We start from the raw sequence: 15,714 nt of genomic DNA, 5'->3' as shown, positions 1-15,714 counted from the left end.
AGAATTGAGTGTCGGGAAAAAGTAAAATTGTTAGCGTTGCGATGTTTTTCTTGCGACAACGTCCCGTTGTGGAACTTACGCGCGCGCAAGCACCATCAGGGACCATCCTCCGACGAGCCGCACCGTTGCATCGGGGGCCATTGTGAAAGCTATGCGACGCGGCCAGGCCGCGATCCGCTTCTTCCACGTCTTGTGGGACTGGTCGATTGCCCACGCCGTATAGAAGTCGTCTACGATTTCGAGCCCCGACTCATTCAGCAGAGAAATCGCACTCTCGCGTGAAAAATAATGAATGTGCCCAAGGCTTCGGCGTGCTTCCGGCAGCACCCAGCCGCGGCCGACCGAAAGTGCGTTCATGTCGAGCGGGATGTGGAGCACGTGCCACTGTGCCACTCTTTTCATCGCTCTGACGAAGGCGAACGGATTTTCGACATGCTCGATGACGTCGATCGCCATGCACAGATCGAACGTGCGCCCGCTCTCGAATGCGTCGGCCATGGTAAACGACAGGTTTTCGGATCGTCGCTTGGTGCTCATGGCGTGGGCATGCGGGGAGATCTCGAAGCCTTCGGCCATGGCCTGAGGGTACCGCTTCGACATGATTTCGATGATCGCGCCGGTCCCGCAACCGACGTCGCAGATCGACTTCGGCTGGACATGGTTATCGTCGAGTATCTTCGTGATGTGCGCCGCCTTCCAGGGGGCGTCCTCTTCGTGCCAGTCTGGATTGTCGGCCAGATATTGGTCGCTGGTGTATTTATCAGAAAGTTCCGGCTGCGCGCTTTCCATCGGTCACTCCGCGGTCCTTATCCATGGGCAATGCCGCGCCGGCTGAGCCGCGCCTGACGGTCTCGAAGAAGCTGACGAGCTTGTTGCCGAGCGTGTCCTGTTCGAATTCATGCGCCCCAAGCTTGGCATTGTCGCGAAGAGCAACAAGTTGTGCCGGGCTTTCGAGAATGCTCTTTAGTGCGCTGCGCCAGGCCTCGACCTCGCCGGGTGGAACCAGAACACCGTTGACGCCATCGATCACCAGCTCGGGAATTCCTCCCTTGTTGCTGCCCATCACGGGCAGCGACTGGCCGAGGGCTTGGATGACGACGCCCGGCGAATTTTCCTGCCAGATCGATGGGATGAGGAGCATATCGCTGGCGGCCATCCGGTTGGCGACCTCTTCCATCGACACGTGCCCCGTGAACGTCACCCATTTGTGGTTAGTGCAACGCTGCTTCAAGCGCTCGGCGCTCGGACCGGTTCCAACCACCGTGAAGGTAAGGTCATATTGGTCCGCAAGCGGCTCCAGCGCATCGAGCACCACATCGACGCCCTTGGTTTCGTGCAGCCGGCCGACATACAGCAGGCGAACGGTCTGCGAGGGGGCGTGCTGGACCGTCGGGGCCGGATATTTGTTGGGATTGAGAATGTGGGCCGTCGGATAGTCTCTGATGGGCAGAAACCTCGATAGCTTGTTGAGATTGTTCGCCGACGGAGAGACAAACCCCACCCGCGGAACTTTCCGGACATGGCCCATCTTGACCTTCGCCGAGGCGGCGCACGCGGTGCATTGGTCGATGCATTCGCGTCCGTTCACGAACATCGCCATCTTGATGCAGGCGAGGCTCAGATCGTGCAGGGTGAAAACGGTCGGGATGTCCCGCTTGCCGATCTCGGCGAGACCGTTGTAGCCGAGCCCCTGCATGATATGGATGCTGATGAGATCGGGTTTGAACGCATCAAGGGCCCTGGCGACTACCTTCCGGTTTCGCGGATCGAAATGATCCTGCAGGTGCCAGATCGGCTTCTGCCAGCCGGTGCGATAGATCGCCTCGAAGACGGTGTAGGGCCGCGGCATCGTCGCCCGCCAGACCTTCAGTCCCTGAACCGTCTCTCCATTGAGGTCGTCGCTGGGGGCTGGCGACGTGGTGAGAACGCCGACCTCATGGCCCTGGGCAACAAGCCAATGGGCGAGGCTTTCGGCGCTAAGCTCGGCACCTCCCTGCAGGTGCGGAGGGTAGAGGGCGGAAATGAAGAGAATACGCATATTGGTCCGTCGAGATGGCAGCCGTTAGCGCGGGCCCGCTGAATCGATGAATTGGCTCTTCCAGGCGAGAATGTCCTTGGTAGGAATATCGAGTGAGACCGGCGACGGCTTGTTTATCCATTGCTCGATCTGGTCGAAGGCGTCGCGCTTTGCGGTCGGCAGCCGGGTATTCTTTGCGATCTCGGTCGCGCGATTGTCGACCTCGAGGATCAAGGATCGAACGCCCGCCTGGAGCGCAAGCACGCCGCAATGCAGGCGCATACCGACATAGTCGACGTCGCCCCCGGTGAACACGTTGCGCGCACCGCTGATGCTCGGTTCGACCACCAAATATCGTGCCTGCGAGATCGCGCGCAAATATGCGAGATCCTCGTACATCTGCGGCCAGAAGAACAGCTTCTCGTAGTTCGCTTCGAGTCGCCTGACGAACTCCCGGTCACTGTCGGGATTCTTGAGATAGCCCGTCAGGGTGAAGAAGACGTTGCGGGATTTCTTCGCTGGAATGCTCGAAACATGCTCCGGCGTCAGATCCCACATCGTGGGACATCCCGTGTACGTCACGTTGGCGATGCCGGCGTCACGCAGTTTCTCGAAGGTGTATTTGTCGCGAACGGAATGAGATACGTTCCTGTTCAGCAGGACGCTGTAGATCTTCCGCGTGAACCAATCGGGCGTGCCCTGGTACTTGTGCCAGCCCACGCCCATCAGCACCGGATGTCCCGCATGCCGGAGCTGCGTCGGCCGCAATTTCCACTGATGATACCAGAGCCAGTGGCTCGACAGCATGTTGGTCCCGCCGACGAAGGCGAAATCCGATTGCTTCAGCGCCGCCATCGAAATCGACGAGGGGTAATCGTGTGTCGGGATTCCCGTGAAGAAGCCTTCGGGAAACATCTGTCTCAGATGCTTCATCACCGACTCCATGATGATCTGGTCTCCCAGATTGTCGGTGACATAGGACGTGTCAAATACGCAAATCTTCTTCAAGGCGACCTCGGACGATTTCGTTCATTGAGCTTCCGCGCGGACATCGAACTACAGGGGAGTTCGGGCGGATGACAGAGTGAAGACCGGCTCCTGTGGAAGGAGCGGAGTTATCTTTGCTGGAATCCCCGCCGCCAGCGAGCATGGCGGGACATCCTGAGTGACCACGGAATTCGCTGCCACAATGGAGTCTCGCCCGATCGTGATGTTTCCGAGGATGACGGCGCCGACCGACACTTGCACGCCACTTTCAATTTTGGGGCGTTCCTTGTCGTTCAGCTTCTTTCTTCCGACGGTCACATTCTGGAGAATTGTCACATTCTTCCCGATATCGCTGACCCCAAGCACGATTCCGTAGGGGTGCGGGATATACAGGCCGCCGCCGACCTCGCAAGCAATCGCGATTTCCGAGCTGAAGACGATGCAGGTGATCCACCAGAGGAGACGCCGAAGCGGCCGCCCCACAACCGGGATGCTCGCCACAAGCTCCTGTAGCCTTCGGGACAGGACAAATTGATATCCCGGCGTGATCAAGATCAGCCGGAGCACGATCAAGATCGTGGCCAGCTCCGAAGGCTCTCCGTCCACATAGGCGAGCTCTTGTTCAAGATAGCGAGCAGTATCGTCCCTGATCCTCTGGGTAGGTGTGTCGTTCGGGCTCACGGTCAATTCTCGCTGGTTCTCCTTCTGGTACAGTATTGCTTTGCCGAAAAGAACCCCAAAATTTGTTGGAACGCGCGCCGAACAGCAGCAACTGGCATGCGTCATGCAGACGGCAATTTGCCCTCAAATGCCCCATTTTCATGCTAGATGCTGTGCTCGGTGAGACGTCGAGTTGCTCACTTTGACGTCATGATCGTTCGCTATCGCCGCGTCCCTCGATGGGGCACCCTCCTCGCAAAGGCCCATGTCAGAGATGATTGCAAGAAGCCTGTGTCGCATCATGTTGGTTGTCGTGCTTATCTACTGCGTCGGGGACCATCATCTGGTTGCCGCCGGTCCAGGCAAGACTCTGCTGTTCGACAGCAAATCGATCTCTGCTCGCGGCACTCCCCTGATCGTCGGTGTGGGCGTGCACTTCGGCATCGGTGGCGAGCACGGCTACGGCGCCAGCAAGGCGGCTCCCCTGATTGCCGCAGGGCATTTCGATTCCTACCGCGATGATCTCGGCTGGAGTGTCTTTTATTCCCCGCCCTCGGGCGGACCGGGAAGACAGCCGGCAAAGTTGTTCGATTTCATCGGAATGACGAAGGTGCGACCAACACTTGTTCTTGGTCATCCAAATCCGGCAATTCCAGATGGCAATCCGCCCTTGACGGATACCGGCCGCGCTGCCTTTGCCGACTTCACCGCGAAGGCTGCTCTCGGGACGCGCGATCTTCATCCGATCTACGAGATCTGGAATGAGTGGAACATGAATGCAGTCAGGGGACGTCCCTGGCTGACAGGGCCGGGCGAGGCTAGCGATCCCCGCGCTGCCGTGAATTACGCGGCCTTGGCGAAGGCGTCCGTCAAGGCAGTCTCGCGTGCCGTGCCGGGAGCAACGATCCTGGTCGGTGCGGTGGGCGTCGATCCCGGATGGAAGTGGACGCAGGCCATCGTCGATATGGGCGTTCTCGACGGAGCCAGCGGTCTGTCCGTGCACATGTATAATCATTGCGAGAAGGTGATTGCCAATCGCACCGCGCGCGAGGCGATCGACCGCCTCGACGAACTCCAGGCCTTCCTGACGTCGAAGCACGCAGGACAACCCTATCCGGTTTACATAACCGAAGTCGGCTGGCCGACGGCCCAGAAGCCGTGCGCAATGGCGCGCGAGACGTCCGCCGACAACCTGGCCCAGTTCATTCTGTGGTCCGCTGCGACGCCTTGGCTGAAGGGAGTTTGGGCTTACGAGTTGAAGGATCAGGTCGAAAATCCCAACGACCTCGAGAGTAATTTCGGCCTCTACGACGTCAACTACCAGCCCAAGCCAGCCGCCTGCGCGGTTATCGAGGCCAACAAGATCATCAAGAGCTCATCGGGCATGACGCTTCACCGCCCATTCGATGATTTGTTCATCGTGCAGGCGCAGAAACAGAATGGAATCAGGCTCATCGCGTGGACGTCGCGAGACGCTGTGCAGGGGACGCTGGCGATCGAAGGAAATGCTCCTGTCCGCATTTCGAAGCTGTGTCGCGAGGACGCCGTCTCCGGCGCCAATCCGACCATCGGAGCAACTCCGGTCGTCATCGACATCGACGCCCCGCAAGCTTCGGTCCGCGCGCAGTTGTCCCCGTAGTCGAACCGTTAAAGCGCGCGCGCTAGATAGTACAACCGGACGGCCAGCAGGATGACGGCCGTGGCGAGTGCGGCGAAGGCCGTTCCCACCAGATCGAACATATAGCTCGCCCCGAAGCTGAGGACAGCCGATAGGACGACGCCCATCGCATTGATCGCGGCGTATGGCTTGTCGCCGCCCGTGCTTGTGATCCCGATGTTTGCGAGATCCGAGCAGGAACGAAGCACGGCGGCGCCGAGCATGGCGAGAAAGACAACGCGATGCTCCTCCAGTTCGTGCATTCCCAGATATCGCAGCAGGATCTCGCTGGCTACGAATATCGCGATTGCGAGTGTCGTCGACGTTGCGATTGTTTTCAGGAACTCGAGCCGGAGGCTCGAACGCCACGCTTGTCTGTTGGCTGTCTTGAACTTGCTGACCAGGACGGGCAACGCGATCTGCACGACCGATGTCGCGACCAGCGTCTGGAGCGCATTCGTCAAGGACCAGAAAAACGTATAGATGCCGGTGGCAGTCAGGCCGAGCAGGAAGCTGACAATGTATCGGTCGAGATAGGTCAGGCCGATGAGACCGAGGTCGCTCAGGTAGATGTGCCAGGAGCGGGATAGCCGCAGCTTGATCCACTTGAAGTCGATCGGGGAGCGCAGCGCGCGGTCCAGATTCCACCCTCGGCATACGTAGACGAGAGCAACGAGCGCGAGCAGATTTGCAATCGCCCAGGCCAGGAACACGGCGTCGATCGTGCGCGTGCCCGGCGCCAACACGCCAAGGATTACGATCGGCGGAACCCATGACGCGAGGCGAATGAAGGCGAGCGCGTTGGCCGCAGTTGCCTTCCCGAGGCAGACCAAAGGCATATGAATGTCGAGCGCCAGAGTTTCCAGCCAGACCAGCGCCGCGATCAAAACATAGACGAAGGTGATCGAATATCCACAGATCAGTGCCACGGCCGTCGAGACGATCGAGGCGGCCGTCAGAGACGACAAGGTCACGACGAGCCGGTCCCTGATGCGGGCGACTCCCTGTTCGGGAGGAACGCCCACGACTTCTCTTGCCGTGTAGTAGTTGAGTCCCCATCCGAGCGCGCCGGGCAACGAACCGACAGCGCCTGCTGCGAGACCGTAAATGCCGTTCGCCTCGAAGCCGAGGAATTTCACGATGTAGAACGAGAGAATGAAACGAAGACCAAGCGTCAGGGAGCGCAACGCGAGATTCAGGAGACCTGTGAGCTTGGAAAATTGCATCTGGCTTCTGTCAAGACGGATAGGCGCGGTGGCCGACTTGTCCGGGAAGGTTGCTGATCACTGGGGAGCGACGAGATCGAGTGTGCTTTGAGCGCAGCGATTCCAAGTGAACAACTGGGCGCGCTCGCGTCCCTTTGCCGACAGCGTGGCCAGTAGCGCCTTGTCTTCCAGCAGTTGTTCGATCTGGCTGGTGATGTTCGCGGTATCGTACGGGTCGCAATAGATCGCTGCATCACCGCAGCGTTCGCGCAGGGCCGGAATGTCGGAGGTGAGGACGGGACAGCCGCACGCCATTGCTTCGATGGGAGGCAGACCGGACGATTCGTAGTTCGAGGGGAACATGAACAGAGACGCTTTCTTGTAGAGCTCGATCAATTGTCCTCCGTCATTGACCTGTCCGACGAACTTGACGAGCTCTCTCGACTCCTCTGGCACATGGCTTGCCGATTCCACGAGCCCCCCGGCGGTTCCGCCAACGAACGTGAAGCGGTATCCCTTCTTCTTGGCAAGAGCGCACGCGATTTCCAGCATTCTTGGGAAGTTCTTTCGCTTGCTGAGGCTGCCGACGTAGAGGACATGGCCTTCGTCGCGCTTCGAACCTTCGAGCTTCGGCAACACGTCGTTCGCAAGTCCGCCGTTGGGAATTGCGACGATCTTCGGGCCGACGCCGGGATAGTGCTTGAGGATCGATATGCGTTCGGACTCGGAGACCGTGACGACCCGATCTGCGCAACGAAACGCCAGCGGGACGAGAAAGCCATAGGTCGCACGAAAGGCACGGCTATAGGCTTCGGGAAAATAGAGATAGGAGAGATCGTGCACGGTCACCAGGACGCGTTGTCCGCCGATGAGTGACACGGCGGGTGCCGTGTTGCCGGGACAGAAGAGGACCTTGCCCCAGGCGAATCGCGGCAATTCGAACTGCTCCCACGCGTGGCCTTGCAGCCGTCCGCGCTGCTGGATTGGGATGTTTTTGAGCACGGGAGCCTCTCCATTCAGCACAGGACAGACCACCGACACGCTCAGGCCTGGACGCGACGGGAGAATCCGATCGATCGCATGCAGAAGCTCATGACCGTAGCGCTGAACGCCGGTCACTTCCTGGGTCAGAAAACGACCGTTGACCACCAATTCGATCGATCTCGCATCCATATTCAGCCTTTCGATTAACAGGTCGCTTTTACACCGGTGCGAGTTGACGCGGTAGCCCATCGGAGCAGGAGCACGTCCCGTGCCTCGTCGCCTCGCGATCGTGATGCATGGTCAACCGAATTTTCACGCCGTTGTCACCGTGTTGCATGTGGTGTTTCGCAAGCTGCCGGCCTCTTGCGCAGTGGTGTCCGATGGGCTTCAATGCATTCGAACTCCACTACTTATTGAGCGTAGGTCTATGCGGAATTCCTCTCGAACTTGGTTACGTCGTGAGAATATAGCGTTTGCGGAGGGCGTGCCGGCAGGCTCTCGCGTGCTCGACGCGGGTGCCGGCGATCAACCGTATCGCAAGCATTTCTCTCATTGTGAATACGAGGCCGCGGACTTCGAGAAGGTCGACCGAAGCTACGCCAAATCAACTTACGTGTGCGATCTGTCAAGCATCCCCGTGTCGGACGCACGCTTCGACGCAGTCGTATTCAATCAGGTGATGGAGCATCTCCCGGAACCTCTCAGCGTCCTGCACGAGTTGAACAGGGTCCTGAAACCTGGCGGAAGAATGATCTGCACCGCACCTCTGTTCTTTGAGGAGCATGAGGTTCCCTTTGACTTCTACCGCTACACGCAGTTCGCATGGCGCCATCTTTTGGGCAAGGCCGGTTTCGAGGTCGAGAGTCTGAATTGGATGGAGGGCTATCTCAGCACCGTCGCCTATCAACTTCAGACGGCCGCCAGATATCTGCCTTCGAACCCCAGGGATGTCGCGCCTGGACTCCTCGGCTGGGTCTGCGCCCCCGTGCTGCTCGGTTGCAGGGTAGCCTTTCACATTCTCGCCAGATTGTTTCACGTCCTGGATGAGCGGGAACGCTTTACGAAGCGCGGCTATCCCAAGAACTACGTCGTTGTCGTCAGAAAATTGTAGGGCGTGCCGTCATCCGGTGGTTGCGCACTGCATTCGTGACGTGCGGTGTGTAGCCACGCTCCGCCGTCCGCACTTTCGGCGGTCAGCTCTTCATCAAGTTGCCTTGGTCGAGTTGACGTTATGCTCCTCGATGGCGCCCTCGACGGCGTCACGAAAGTGCTGGGAGAACAACTCGCGAGAAAACTTCAACGCATTCTGTCGGCAATCGTCCGAAGTGATGGTCGGTGCAAGCGATTCGAATTCGTCGATGGCGCTCTTGATCGACTGCGTCGTCTGCTCGTGGAAATAGACGCCGGTTCGGCCAGGACCATCGTGGCCGCGCACCGTCTCAAGCGAGCCGCCGCGGCCGTACGCGATGACCGGCGTTCCGCATGCCTGCGCTTCGACCGGGATGATGCCGAAATCTTCCTCGGCCGCGAAGATGAAGGCGCGGGCACGCTGCATATGATCTAGCAGAACGTTCTTGGGCTGATAGCCCATGATCGTGACGTTCGGCCCCGCGACAGCTCTTGCGTTTGCCAGCTCCGGTCCGTCGCCGATCACGACCAGTCGCTTCTCGGGCATGCCTGCGAACGCCTTGACGATCATGGGAATGCGCTTGTAGGGCACCATCCGCGAGGCGGCCAGATAAAAGTCCGAACGATCTCCCGGACCCGGCCTGAAATATTCAGTGTCGACCGGCGGATAGATCACATCGGATTTGCGGCCATATGTCTTCTGGATCCGGCGTGCTACGAATTGCGAGTTGGCAACGAACGTGTCGACGCCGTGCGCCGTACGTACGTCCCACATCCGAATGTAGTGCAGGATGGTTCGCGCGATCATGCTGCGCAGACCGGAGTCCAGCCGGCTCTCTCGCAGATACTCGGCCTGCAAGTCCCAAGCGAAGCGCACGGGACTGTGAACATACGAGATGTGGAGCTGGTTCGGTCCTGTGATGACGCCCTTCGCCGCGGCATAGGAGGACGAGATCACGAGGTCGTATTCGGACAGATCGAATTGCTCGATAGCGATCGGGAAGAAGGCGAGATAGCTGCGATACTTCGTTTTTGAGAACGGTAGTTTCTGCACGAAGCTCGTGCGCGGAACGAGGCCGGACAGGAATTCCCTGCGATCTTCGGGCAGATGACATACGAGCGTGAACAGGTCGGCTTCGGGGAAGAGCTTGATGATTTCTCGAAGAACCTGCTCGGCGCCTCCTTGCACCATCAGCCAGTCGTGTACGATCGCAACTCTCATGCTAAGCGCTGATTTCTTCCGAGCCGGAATTGCGGAACGCAATTGGAACTAGAGGCCTACTGCAACTGGTTATCAACCGCCGCGTTGCAATAGTCAACGTGATGCGGCGCAAAGCGCTTGCTTCGAAATGTGAAGATTTTGCAGCCCGTAACACGTATTGCGTGCAATTGGTCACGCGCCTGCCTTGTCGGCAGGCGCTGGACTTATTTCAACGCGTTGATGTTAACGGCCGTATTAGTTGCTGAGTTCGTGAGGTTGAGGAATTTGAGAATCTCGGTCTCAGGAGATTCAGAGACAACGAGCTGGTCGTGATCGCGAACTTGGAACGAGTCGGCGAGGAACATGCCGTCGGGTTTGCTCCAGTCGAACCAATAGACCGTCGGGATTACGTCTCCCGGAAACATCTTGGTGTCATAGCCTGAGGAGTCGAGCAGGCGACGTGGCTCGAAACGGAATACGTAGACGGTCGTAAGATTGGCGCGCACCGGATCGAGGCCGCCGGACTTTGCCAGCGCTTCGGCGAGCGTCATCGTGTCGTTCTCGAACGTAAACCGCCTGTTGTTGGTGCCTCCGATCGAACCGGGTGAAGGCGTCGAGCCGAACGTCATGAACACACGCGGTTCGCGCGACAGATAGACGACGTCGCCCGGTGCGAGTTGCACGTCGTCGTTCGGCTTGCGGATCAGGCCGCTCATCGACTCAGTCAGAACTTGGGTGCCCCGCTTGATGGTCACCTTGGTCTCGTAGGACGGATACTTCGGTCCACCGGCGCGCGCGACCGCGCCGGTCACCCTGATGCCGCCCGGGTCGACCGGGAAACGAACTGGCGTGTTGACTTCACCCAACACACTGATCTGGTTGCCGCGCTGCTCTGCGACGGCGACGACCACCTGTGGATCGATGGCGCGGTTCTTGATGCGCTCGCGAACGATGTCCGACACGGCGCGCGCCGTGAGTCCGGCGACCTTGACCGAGCCGGCATACGGGATCGTGATGTTGCCCGATTGGTCGACCTGCTGCTTCGGAATGTCGACAAAGTTGCCAGGCCGGACGCTTGCTTCCTTGGGAATGAAAAGGCCGCCGGATTGGGCCTCGTACACCGTCACCTGCACAAGGTCGCCTACAGCGATCGTGACGTCCTTGTAGTTTCCGCCACGCAGCTTGGCGAAACTTCCGCCGTACTGGTCAGTCACGCCATTGGTCAACCGCATCACGTCCGGATTGATCGGCACAAGCACGTACGGAACGCGCTCGGTCGGTGCGGTCCTGAGAGCCGCGTTGCCACCAACGGAGATCGCGTTCGGAGCGTCTTGCGGAATAAAGCCGCAACCTGCCACGCTTAACGAAAGCACCGCGGCAGTGGCAAGAAGGAAGTGGCTTTTGTAGGCGGGAGTCAGGCGCAAAGGGATCACTCAGGTCATTGCTACGTAAATATCGGCGAAACAGATACCAGCAGCTAGTATGCGTATCTACGACACAATGGAGGGCAAGGGCTCTTCTCAGAACCTTGTTGCGAATGGGCAACAAGAGCGCGATGTGAACTTGAGTTCACATTGCCGCCTTTTTCATCGTCGTGACATAAACATCGGCAAGAGCCGCGTGCGTTTTCTCGATCGAGAAGAATTCCACGAAACGTGCGGAGCCTTTCGCGCCCATTTCCGACAGATCGCGTTCCCTTGCCTTCTGCAGGCCATCTTTCAACGCGCGGGCGCTAATGGGATCGCAGATGATTCCGGTGACGCCGTCTTCGACTATTTCGGGCAGAGCGCCGGCGCGGAATGCGACAATCGCTTTCTTTGCGCGCATCGCCTCCAGCGCGACGAAGCCGAATGCTTCCCACCGCGACGGGATCACGGTGAGATCCGCCAAGTCGAGCTGGATTTCGATTTGCTTACGGTCGAGCCAGCCCAGCATCTGAACGTTGCTGGGAAGTTGTATCTTCTCCCGTGAGCTGACGACCGGAGATCCGATCATGCGGATATCCGCTAGATTCTTCAGCATCTCTGCCGCTTCGATAAGCAGGTCGAAGCCCTTCTGCCGATCAAGTCGTCCGACGAACAGAACCTTCAGCCTGTTCGAGTCCCAGCTTGCTTGCGATGGCGATGCCTTTTTCCGAGCCGTCGAAAGTCCGTTAACCACGAGACTAAGGCGCTTCTCGGAGATGCCGGCGCGCTGGGCCGCACGGTATTCGTCATTCGAGACGCAGATGATTCGATCCGTCCGGCGCGCAAGCAGGCGCTCGAACAGGCCGGTCATGATGGTGCTGACACGGGATGTTTCCCGGGAAAAAGCCCAACCATGCGGGCAGTAGACGATCTTCGGTCGTGACGGCATGAAGATCAGGATCGGGCGCAGGACCAAGCCGGCAAATGTAGAGTGAATGTGCACGATGTCCGGCTTCAACCGGCGCACCTCGGCGACGGTCTGGCGCGCAAGTCGAAGCAGGCTTGCGAAGTTTCTGCCGGTGCGCCCGAACAGCGAAATATACCGATCGTCGATCTCAACCAGCTCGCTGCGATGATCGGCCGGAACGACGTAATGAACCTGCCTGAAGGTCTCGCGCTGGAGCGTGTGGAGTTCGTTGAAGTACGTCGCGATACCACCTCGGATGGTCTCGGCGGCATGCAATATCGTCAATGGTAACTGCGTTTCCGCCATGATCAAAATAAATGCGGTTTTGAGCGACTATGAGTCAATTGACACGCCGAAAAATATTTGAGGCTATCACACGGAATAAGCTTCTTAGGGCCACTTTTTCGCCGCGAGAAATCGACATGGGCAGCGAACAAAGTGTGGCCGAAAGTCGCAATTGGCGGCTAGGCAAACGGAGGGTTGATGAGATCAGTCCTTGTTCGACTTAGCCTTGTCCGATGTCATAGATCGGGTTCCTAGCGACTTTAATCCCGTAGTCCGGGACTTCGCCGAAAGCAGTGGAGGATGGTTTGGGTTGAGGCGTGGATCTGTTTACGCAGGTCTGACTCTTCAACTCTCTGCTCCGAAAGCGCGGCTCAATTTTCGCTGGATGGCTGCTGGATTCTCGTCTGCCTGGAATTCCAGATGACGCGGGAAGTGCGTCAGCGACAGTCATGGGCCTTGTCGCATGTTTGTTTCTCGAATGGAAGCACCAAGACATCTCCGTTCGGTCTTGCATCTAGCTTGTCAAATTGGAGCGAGCCAATATGGCCACATCGGACCTTGGCGAGCGAAGCGCCGTGGGTGACCCTATTTCCCAGCTGAAGCCGCTCTTGTGGCGGTCTGCGGACCTCTGCGAGCAAGCCCTGCCGCGTCGGATTTAGCATCATGCTTGGCGGTCGCGTTAACTGTTCATCTCAGTGCCAGGGTTGACCTCAATCAGCCGATATGCCCAAGAACTGTGTTGCCTGCACACGGGCTGTGCATCCGAGGATTGTAGGGCCGGGGCGGGTGCTCGCAGGGCCTTTTGATGGAACGTGAGACTTCAGGCCATGAGCAAGCGGATCGCTCTCATCACCGGCGTGACCGGTCAGGACGGCGCCTATCTCGCCGAATATTTGCTGTCGCTCGGCTATGTCGTGCACGGCATCAAGCGGCGTTCGTCCTCGTTCAACACCGCGCGCGTCGATCACCTCTACCAGGACCCCCATGTCGGCAACGTGCCGTTCCTGATGCATTACGGCGACATGACGGATTCGACCAACCTGATCCGCCTGGTGCAGCAGATCCGGCCGACCGAGATCTACAATCTCGCCGCCCAGAGCCACGTCGCCGTCAGCTTCGAGAGCCCGGAATACACCGCCAACGCCGACGCCATCGGCGTGCTGCGCCTGCTGGAAGCGATCCGCATCCTCGGCATGGAGAAGGAGACGCGGTTCTACCAGGCCTCGACCTCCGAGCTCTATGGCCTCGTGCAGGAGATCCCGCAGAAGGAGACGACGCCGTTCTATCCGCGCTCGCCTTACGGCGTTGCAAAACTCTACGGCTACTGGATCACGGTGAACTACCGCGAAGCCTACGGCATGTTCGCGTCGAACGGCATCCTGTTCAACCATGAGAGCCCGATCCGCGGCGAGACCTTCGTGACCCGCAAGATCACCCGCGGCGTCGCGCGTATCGAGGTCGGGCTGGAACAGACGCTCTATCTCGGCAATCTCGAAGCCAAGCGCGACTGGGGCCATGCCAGGGACTATGTCGAGGGCATGCACAGGATCCTGCAGGCCGACAAGCCCGATGACTTCGTGCTCGCCACCGGCGAGATGCGCTCGGTGCGCGAGATGGTCGAGCTGTCCTTTGCGCATGTCGGCCGCCGCATCGCATGGCGCGGCAAGGGCGTCGAGGAGACCGGCGTCGACGAGGCGAGCGGCAAGACGGTGGTGAAGATCGATCCGACCTATTTCCGTCCGACCGAGGTCGATCTCCTCGTCGGCGACGCCAGCAAGGCGCGCGAGGTGCTCGGCTGGACGCCGAAGCGCAGCTTTGCCCAGCTCGTCGAGGAGATGATGGCGAGCGATCTGGCGGAGGCAAAACGGGATACGGCCAGTGGCAAACGCACCGTTTGAGCTGAAGGGCAAAAGCGTCTATGTCGCCGGCCATCGCGGCATGGTCGGAGCCGCGCTGCTGCGCCGGCTGGCGCGGGAGGACGTGCAGCTCGTCACCGTCGACCGGCGCGAGGTCGATCTCTGCAACCAGGCCGCCGTGTTCGACTGGTTCGCCAGGACGCGGCCGCAAGTGATCTTCCTCGCCGCGGCCAAGGTCGGCGGCATCGTTGCCAACGACACGCTGCGCGCCGAGTTCATCTACGACAACATCGCGATTGCCGCGAACGTGATCCAGGCCGCGCATCAGAGCGGCGCCGAGAAGCTGATGTTTCTGGGCTCGTCCTGCATCTATCCGAAGCTGGCGCCGCAGCCGCTGCGCGAGGATTCCGTGCTATCAGGCCCGCTGGAGCCGACCAACGAGCCCTATGCGATCGCCAAGATCGCCGGCATCAAGATGGCGGAAGCCTATCGCAGCCAGTATGGCAGCGACTTCATCAGCGTGATGCCGACCAATCTGTACGGGCCCGGCGATAATTATCACCCCGAGCTAAGCCACGTCGTCGCCGCCCTGATCCGCCGCTTCCACGAGGCAAAAGTCGCAGGCGCAAAGAGCGTCATCGTGTGGGGCACCGGCACGCCGCGGCGCGAGTTCCTCTATGTCGACGACATGGCGGATGCCTGCGTGCATCTGATGAAGACCTATTCGAGCGCGGAGCTGGTCAACATCGGCACCGGCGAGGACATCACCATCGCCGAATTCGCGCGCGTCGTGGCCGACGTCGTCGGTTACGGCGGCGAGATCAGTTTCGACACCTCGCGCCCCGACGGCACACCGCGCAAGCTGCTCGACGTCAGCCGTCTCGCCAGGCTCGGCTGGTGCGCCACGACCTCGCTCGAGGACGGCGTGAGGCGCGCATACGCGGCGTATCTATCGCATACGTAGAATGCAACAAATGCATGTCGCGTATTTCAGGAGTTGTCAGCAACGCCTGTCGCGCGCGGCGGCTAAGGTTAATTCGGTTCGCGTAGCGACCTGCCCTAATGTAGCGTGCGGCCGGATAGGGAAATGGTCTAGGGTGTAGTGGGAGATCCGACTTCAACGGAAAGAGTTTTTCATGCGAATCGCGATGATCGGAACGGGCTATGTGGGACTGGTGTCCGGAGCCTGCTTTGCGGATTTCGGTCACGACGTCACCTGCGTCGACAAGGACGGGAAGAAGATCGCGGCGCTTCATCGCGGCGAGATTCCGATCTACGAGCCCGGCCTCGACGAGCTGGTCGCGACCAATGTGAAGGCCAAGCGGCTCGACTTCACCACCGATTTGTCGAAGCCGGTCGCG

Annotated in this window: 14 protein-coding genes; 5 read left to right on the top strand and 9 right to left on the bottom strand. The window is 59.4% G+C overall.

Going from position 1 to position 15,714, the window contains the following annotated elements:
• Positions 1 to 75: 75 nt before the first annotated feature.
• From OWC48_RS39215 to OWC48_RS39200, 4 genes are read right to left on the bottom strand one after another with little or no spacing between them, the layout of a single operon-like run.
• Entirely contained in the window at positions 76 to 789 is a 714-nt protein-coding gene (locus OWC48_RS39215) for a bifunctional 2-polyprenyl-6-hydroxyphenol methylase/3-demethylubiquinol 3-O-methyltransferase UbiG (protein WP_282524798.1), read from the bottom strand.
• Entirely contained in the window at positions 761 to 2,038 is a 1,278-nt protein-coding gene (locus OWC48_RS39210; RefSeq protein ID WP_282524797.1) for a glycosyltransferase family 4 protein, read from the bottom strand. Before OWC48_RS39210 ends, OWC48_RS39215 begins: the two co-directional genes overlap by 29 nt.
• Positions 2,039 to 2,062: 24 nt before the next feature.
• The gene (locus OWC48_RS39205; protein WP_282524796.1) at positions 2,063 to 3,025 is read right to left on the bottom strand and encodes a polysaccharide pyruvyl transferase family protein; all 963 of its coding nucleotides are present in this window, start codon (positions 3,023 to 3,025) and stop codon (positions 2,063 to 2,065) included.
• Between the two features lie 48 nt (positions 3,026 to 3,073).
• Complete coding sequence (locus OWC48_RS39200) at positions 3,074 to 3,685, bottom strand: hypothetical protein (RefSeq protein WP_282524795.1); 612 nt, start codon at positions 3,683 to 3,685, stop codon at positions 3,074 to 3,076.
• Between the two features lie 280 nt (positions 3,686 to 3,965).
• On the opposite strand from OWC48_RS39200, the gene OWC48_RS39195 reads away from it, so the two are divergent.
• A complete protein-coding gene (locus OWC48_RS39195; protein ID WP_282524794.1) occupies positions 3,966 to 5,303 on the top strand; it encodes a hypothetical protein in 1,338 nt (445 codons plus the stop codon).
• Positions 5,304 to 5,311: 8 nt separating this feature from the next.
• On the opposite strand, the gene OWC48_RS39190 is transcribed toward OWC48_RS39195, so the two are convergent.
• Positions 5,312 to 6,547, bottom strand: a complete 1,236-nt coding sequence (locus tag OWC48_RS39190) for a lipopolysaccharide biosynthesis protein (RefSeq protein WP_282524793.1) — start codon at positions 6,545 to 6,547, stop codon at positions 5,312 to 5,314.
• A 57-nt stretch (positions 6,548 to 6,604) separates the two neighbouring features.
• Positions 6,605 to 7,759: a glycosyltransferase family 1 protein gene (locus OWC48_RS39185; protein WP_282524792.1), complete on the bottom strand. Its 1,155-nt coding sequence runs from the start codon at positions 7,757 to 7,759 to the stop codon at positions 6,605 to 6,607.
• A 19-nt stretch (positions 7,760 to 7,778) separates the two neighbouring features.
• Here OWC48_RS39185 and OWC48_RS39180 point away from each other — a divergent pair, with 19 nt between their 5' ends.
• Positions 7,779 to 8,621 (top strand): class I SAM-dependent methyltransferase, encoded by an 843-nt coding sequence (locus tag OWC48_RS39180; RefSeq protein WP_282524791.1) that lies wholly within the window; start codon positions 7,779 to 7,781, stop codon positions 8,619 to 8,621.
• Positions 8,622 to 8,714: 93 nt separating this feature from the next.
• Here the strand turns inward: OWC48_RS39180 and OWC48_RS39175 are convergent, their stop codons facing one another.
• From OWC48_RS39175 to OWC48_RS39165, 3 genes are all read right to left on the bottom strand, one after another.
• Positions 8,715 to 9,860, bottom strand: a complete 1,146-nt coding sequence (locus tag OWC48_RS39175) for a glycosyltransferase family 4 protein (RefSeq protein WP_282524790.1) — start codon at positions 9,858 to 9,860, stop codon at positions 8,715 to 8,717.
• Positions 9,861 to 10,063: 203 nt separating this feature from the next.
• Positions 10,064 to 11,272 (bottom strand): polysaccharide biosynthesis/export family protein, encoded by a 1,209-nt coding sequence (locus OWC48_RS39170; RefSeq protein ID WP_282524789.1) that lies wholly within the window; start codon positions 11,270 to 11,272, stop codon positions 10,064 to 10,066.
• 136 nt (positions 11,273 to 11,408) lie between these two features.
• On the bottom strand, positions 11,409 to 12,518 hold the full coding sequence (locus OWC48_RS39165) for a glycosyltransferase (RefSeq protein ID WP_282524788.1): 1,110 nt from the start codon (positions 12,516 to 12,518) through the stop codon (positions 11,409 to 11,411).
• Positions 12,519 to 13,324: 806 nt separating this feature from the next.
• Here OWC48_RS39165 and gmd point away from each other — a divergent pair.
• The 3 genes from gmd to OWC48_RS39150 form a co-directional block, all read left to right on the top strand.
• A complete protein-coding gene (gene gmd, locus OWC48_RS39160; RefSeq protein WP_282524787.1) occupies positions 13,325 to 14,395 on the top strand; it encodes a GDP-mannose 4,6-dehydratase in 1,071 nt (356 codons plus the stop codon).
• The gene (locus OWC48_RS39155; RefSeq protein WP_282524786.1) at positions 14,376 to 15,317 is read left to right on the top strand and encodes a GDP-L-fucose synthase; all 942 of its coding nucleotides are present in this window, start codon (positions 14,376 to 14,378) and stop codon (positions 15,315 to 15,317) included. Before gmd ends, OWC48_RS39155 begins: the two co-directional genes overlap by 20 nt.
• 172 nt (positions 15,318 to 15,489) lie before the next feature.
• Positions 15,490 to 15,714: NAD-binding protein (locus OWC48_RS39150; RefSeq protein ID WP_368860681.1), on the top strand; the 225-nt coding region annotated here is incomplete at its 3' end.

Origin of the sequence: Bradyrhizobium sp. Arg816 (genome assembly GCF_029989365.1) — a bacterium.
Lineage (GTDB): Bacteria > Pseudomonadota > Alphaproteobacteria > Rhizobiales > Xanthobacteraceae > Bradyrhizobium.
Note: the sequence above shows the minus strand (reverse complement) of the source record. Positions and strands in the feature narration are given on the sequence as shown.

What these genes read in the sequence shown, in the direction of transcription:
- OWC48_RS39215 (WP_282524798.1), bottom strand. Translation starts at nt 789, where the DNA reads ATGGAAAGCGCGCAGCCGGAACTTTCTGATAAATACACCAGCGACCAA.
- OWC48_RS39210 (WP_282524797.1), bottom strand. Translation starts at nt 2,038, where the DNA reads ATGCGTATTCTCTTCATTTCCGCCCTCTACCCTCCGCACCTGCAGGGA.
- OWC48_RS39195 (WP_282524794.1), top strand. Translation starts at nt 3,966, where the DNA reads ATGTTGGTTGTCGTGCTTATCTACTGCGTCGGGGACCATCATCTGGTT.
- OWC48_RS39190 (WP_282524793.1), bottom strand. Translation starts at nt 6,547, where the DNA reads ATGCAATTTTCCAAGCTCACAGGTCTCCTGAATCTCGCGTTGCGCTCC.
- OWC48_RS39185 (WP_282524792.1), bottom strand. Translation starts at nt 7,759, where the DNA reads ATGGGCTACCGCGTCAACTCGCACCGGTGTAAAAGCGACCTGTTAATC.
- OWC48_RS39175 (WP_282524790.1), bottom strand. Translation starts at nt 9,860, where the DNA reads ATGAGAGTTGCGATCGTACACGACTGGCTGATGGTGCAAGGAGGCGCC.
- OWC48_RS39165 (WP_282524788.1), bottom strand. Translation starts at nt 12,518, where the DNA reads ATGGCGGAAACGCAGTTACCATTGACGATATTGCATGCCGCCGAGACC.
- gmd (WP_282524787.1), top strand. Translation starts at nt 13,325, where the DNA reads ATGAGCAAGCGGATCGCTCTCATCACCGGCGTGACCGGTCAGGACGGC.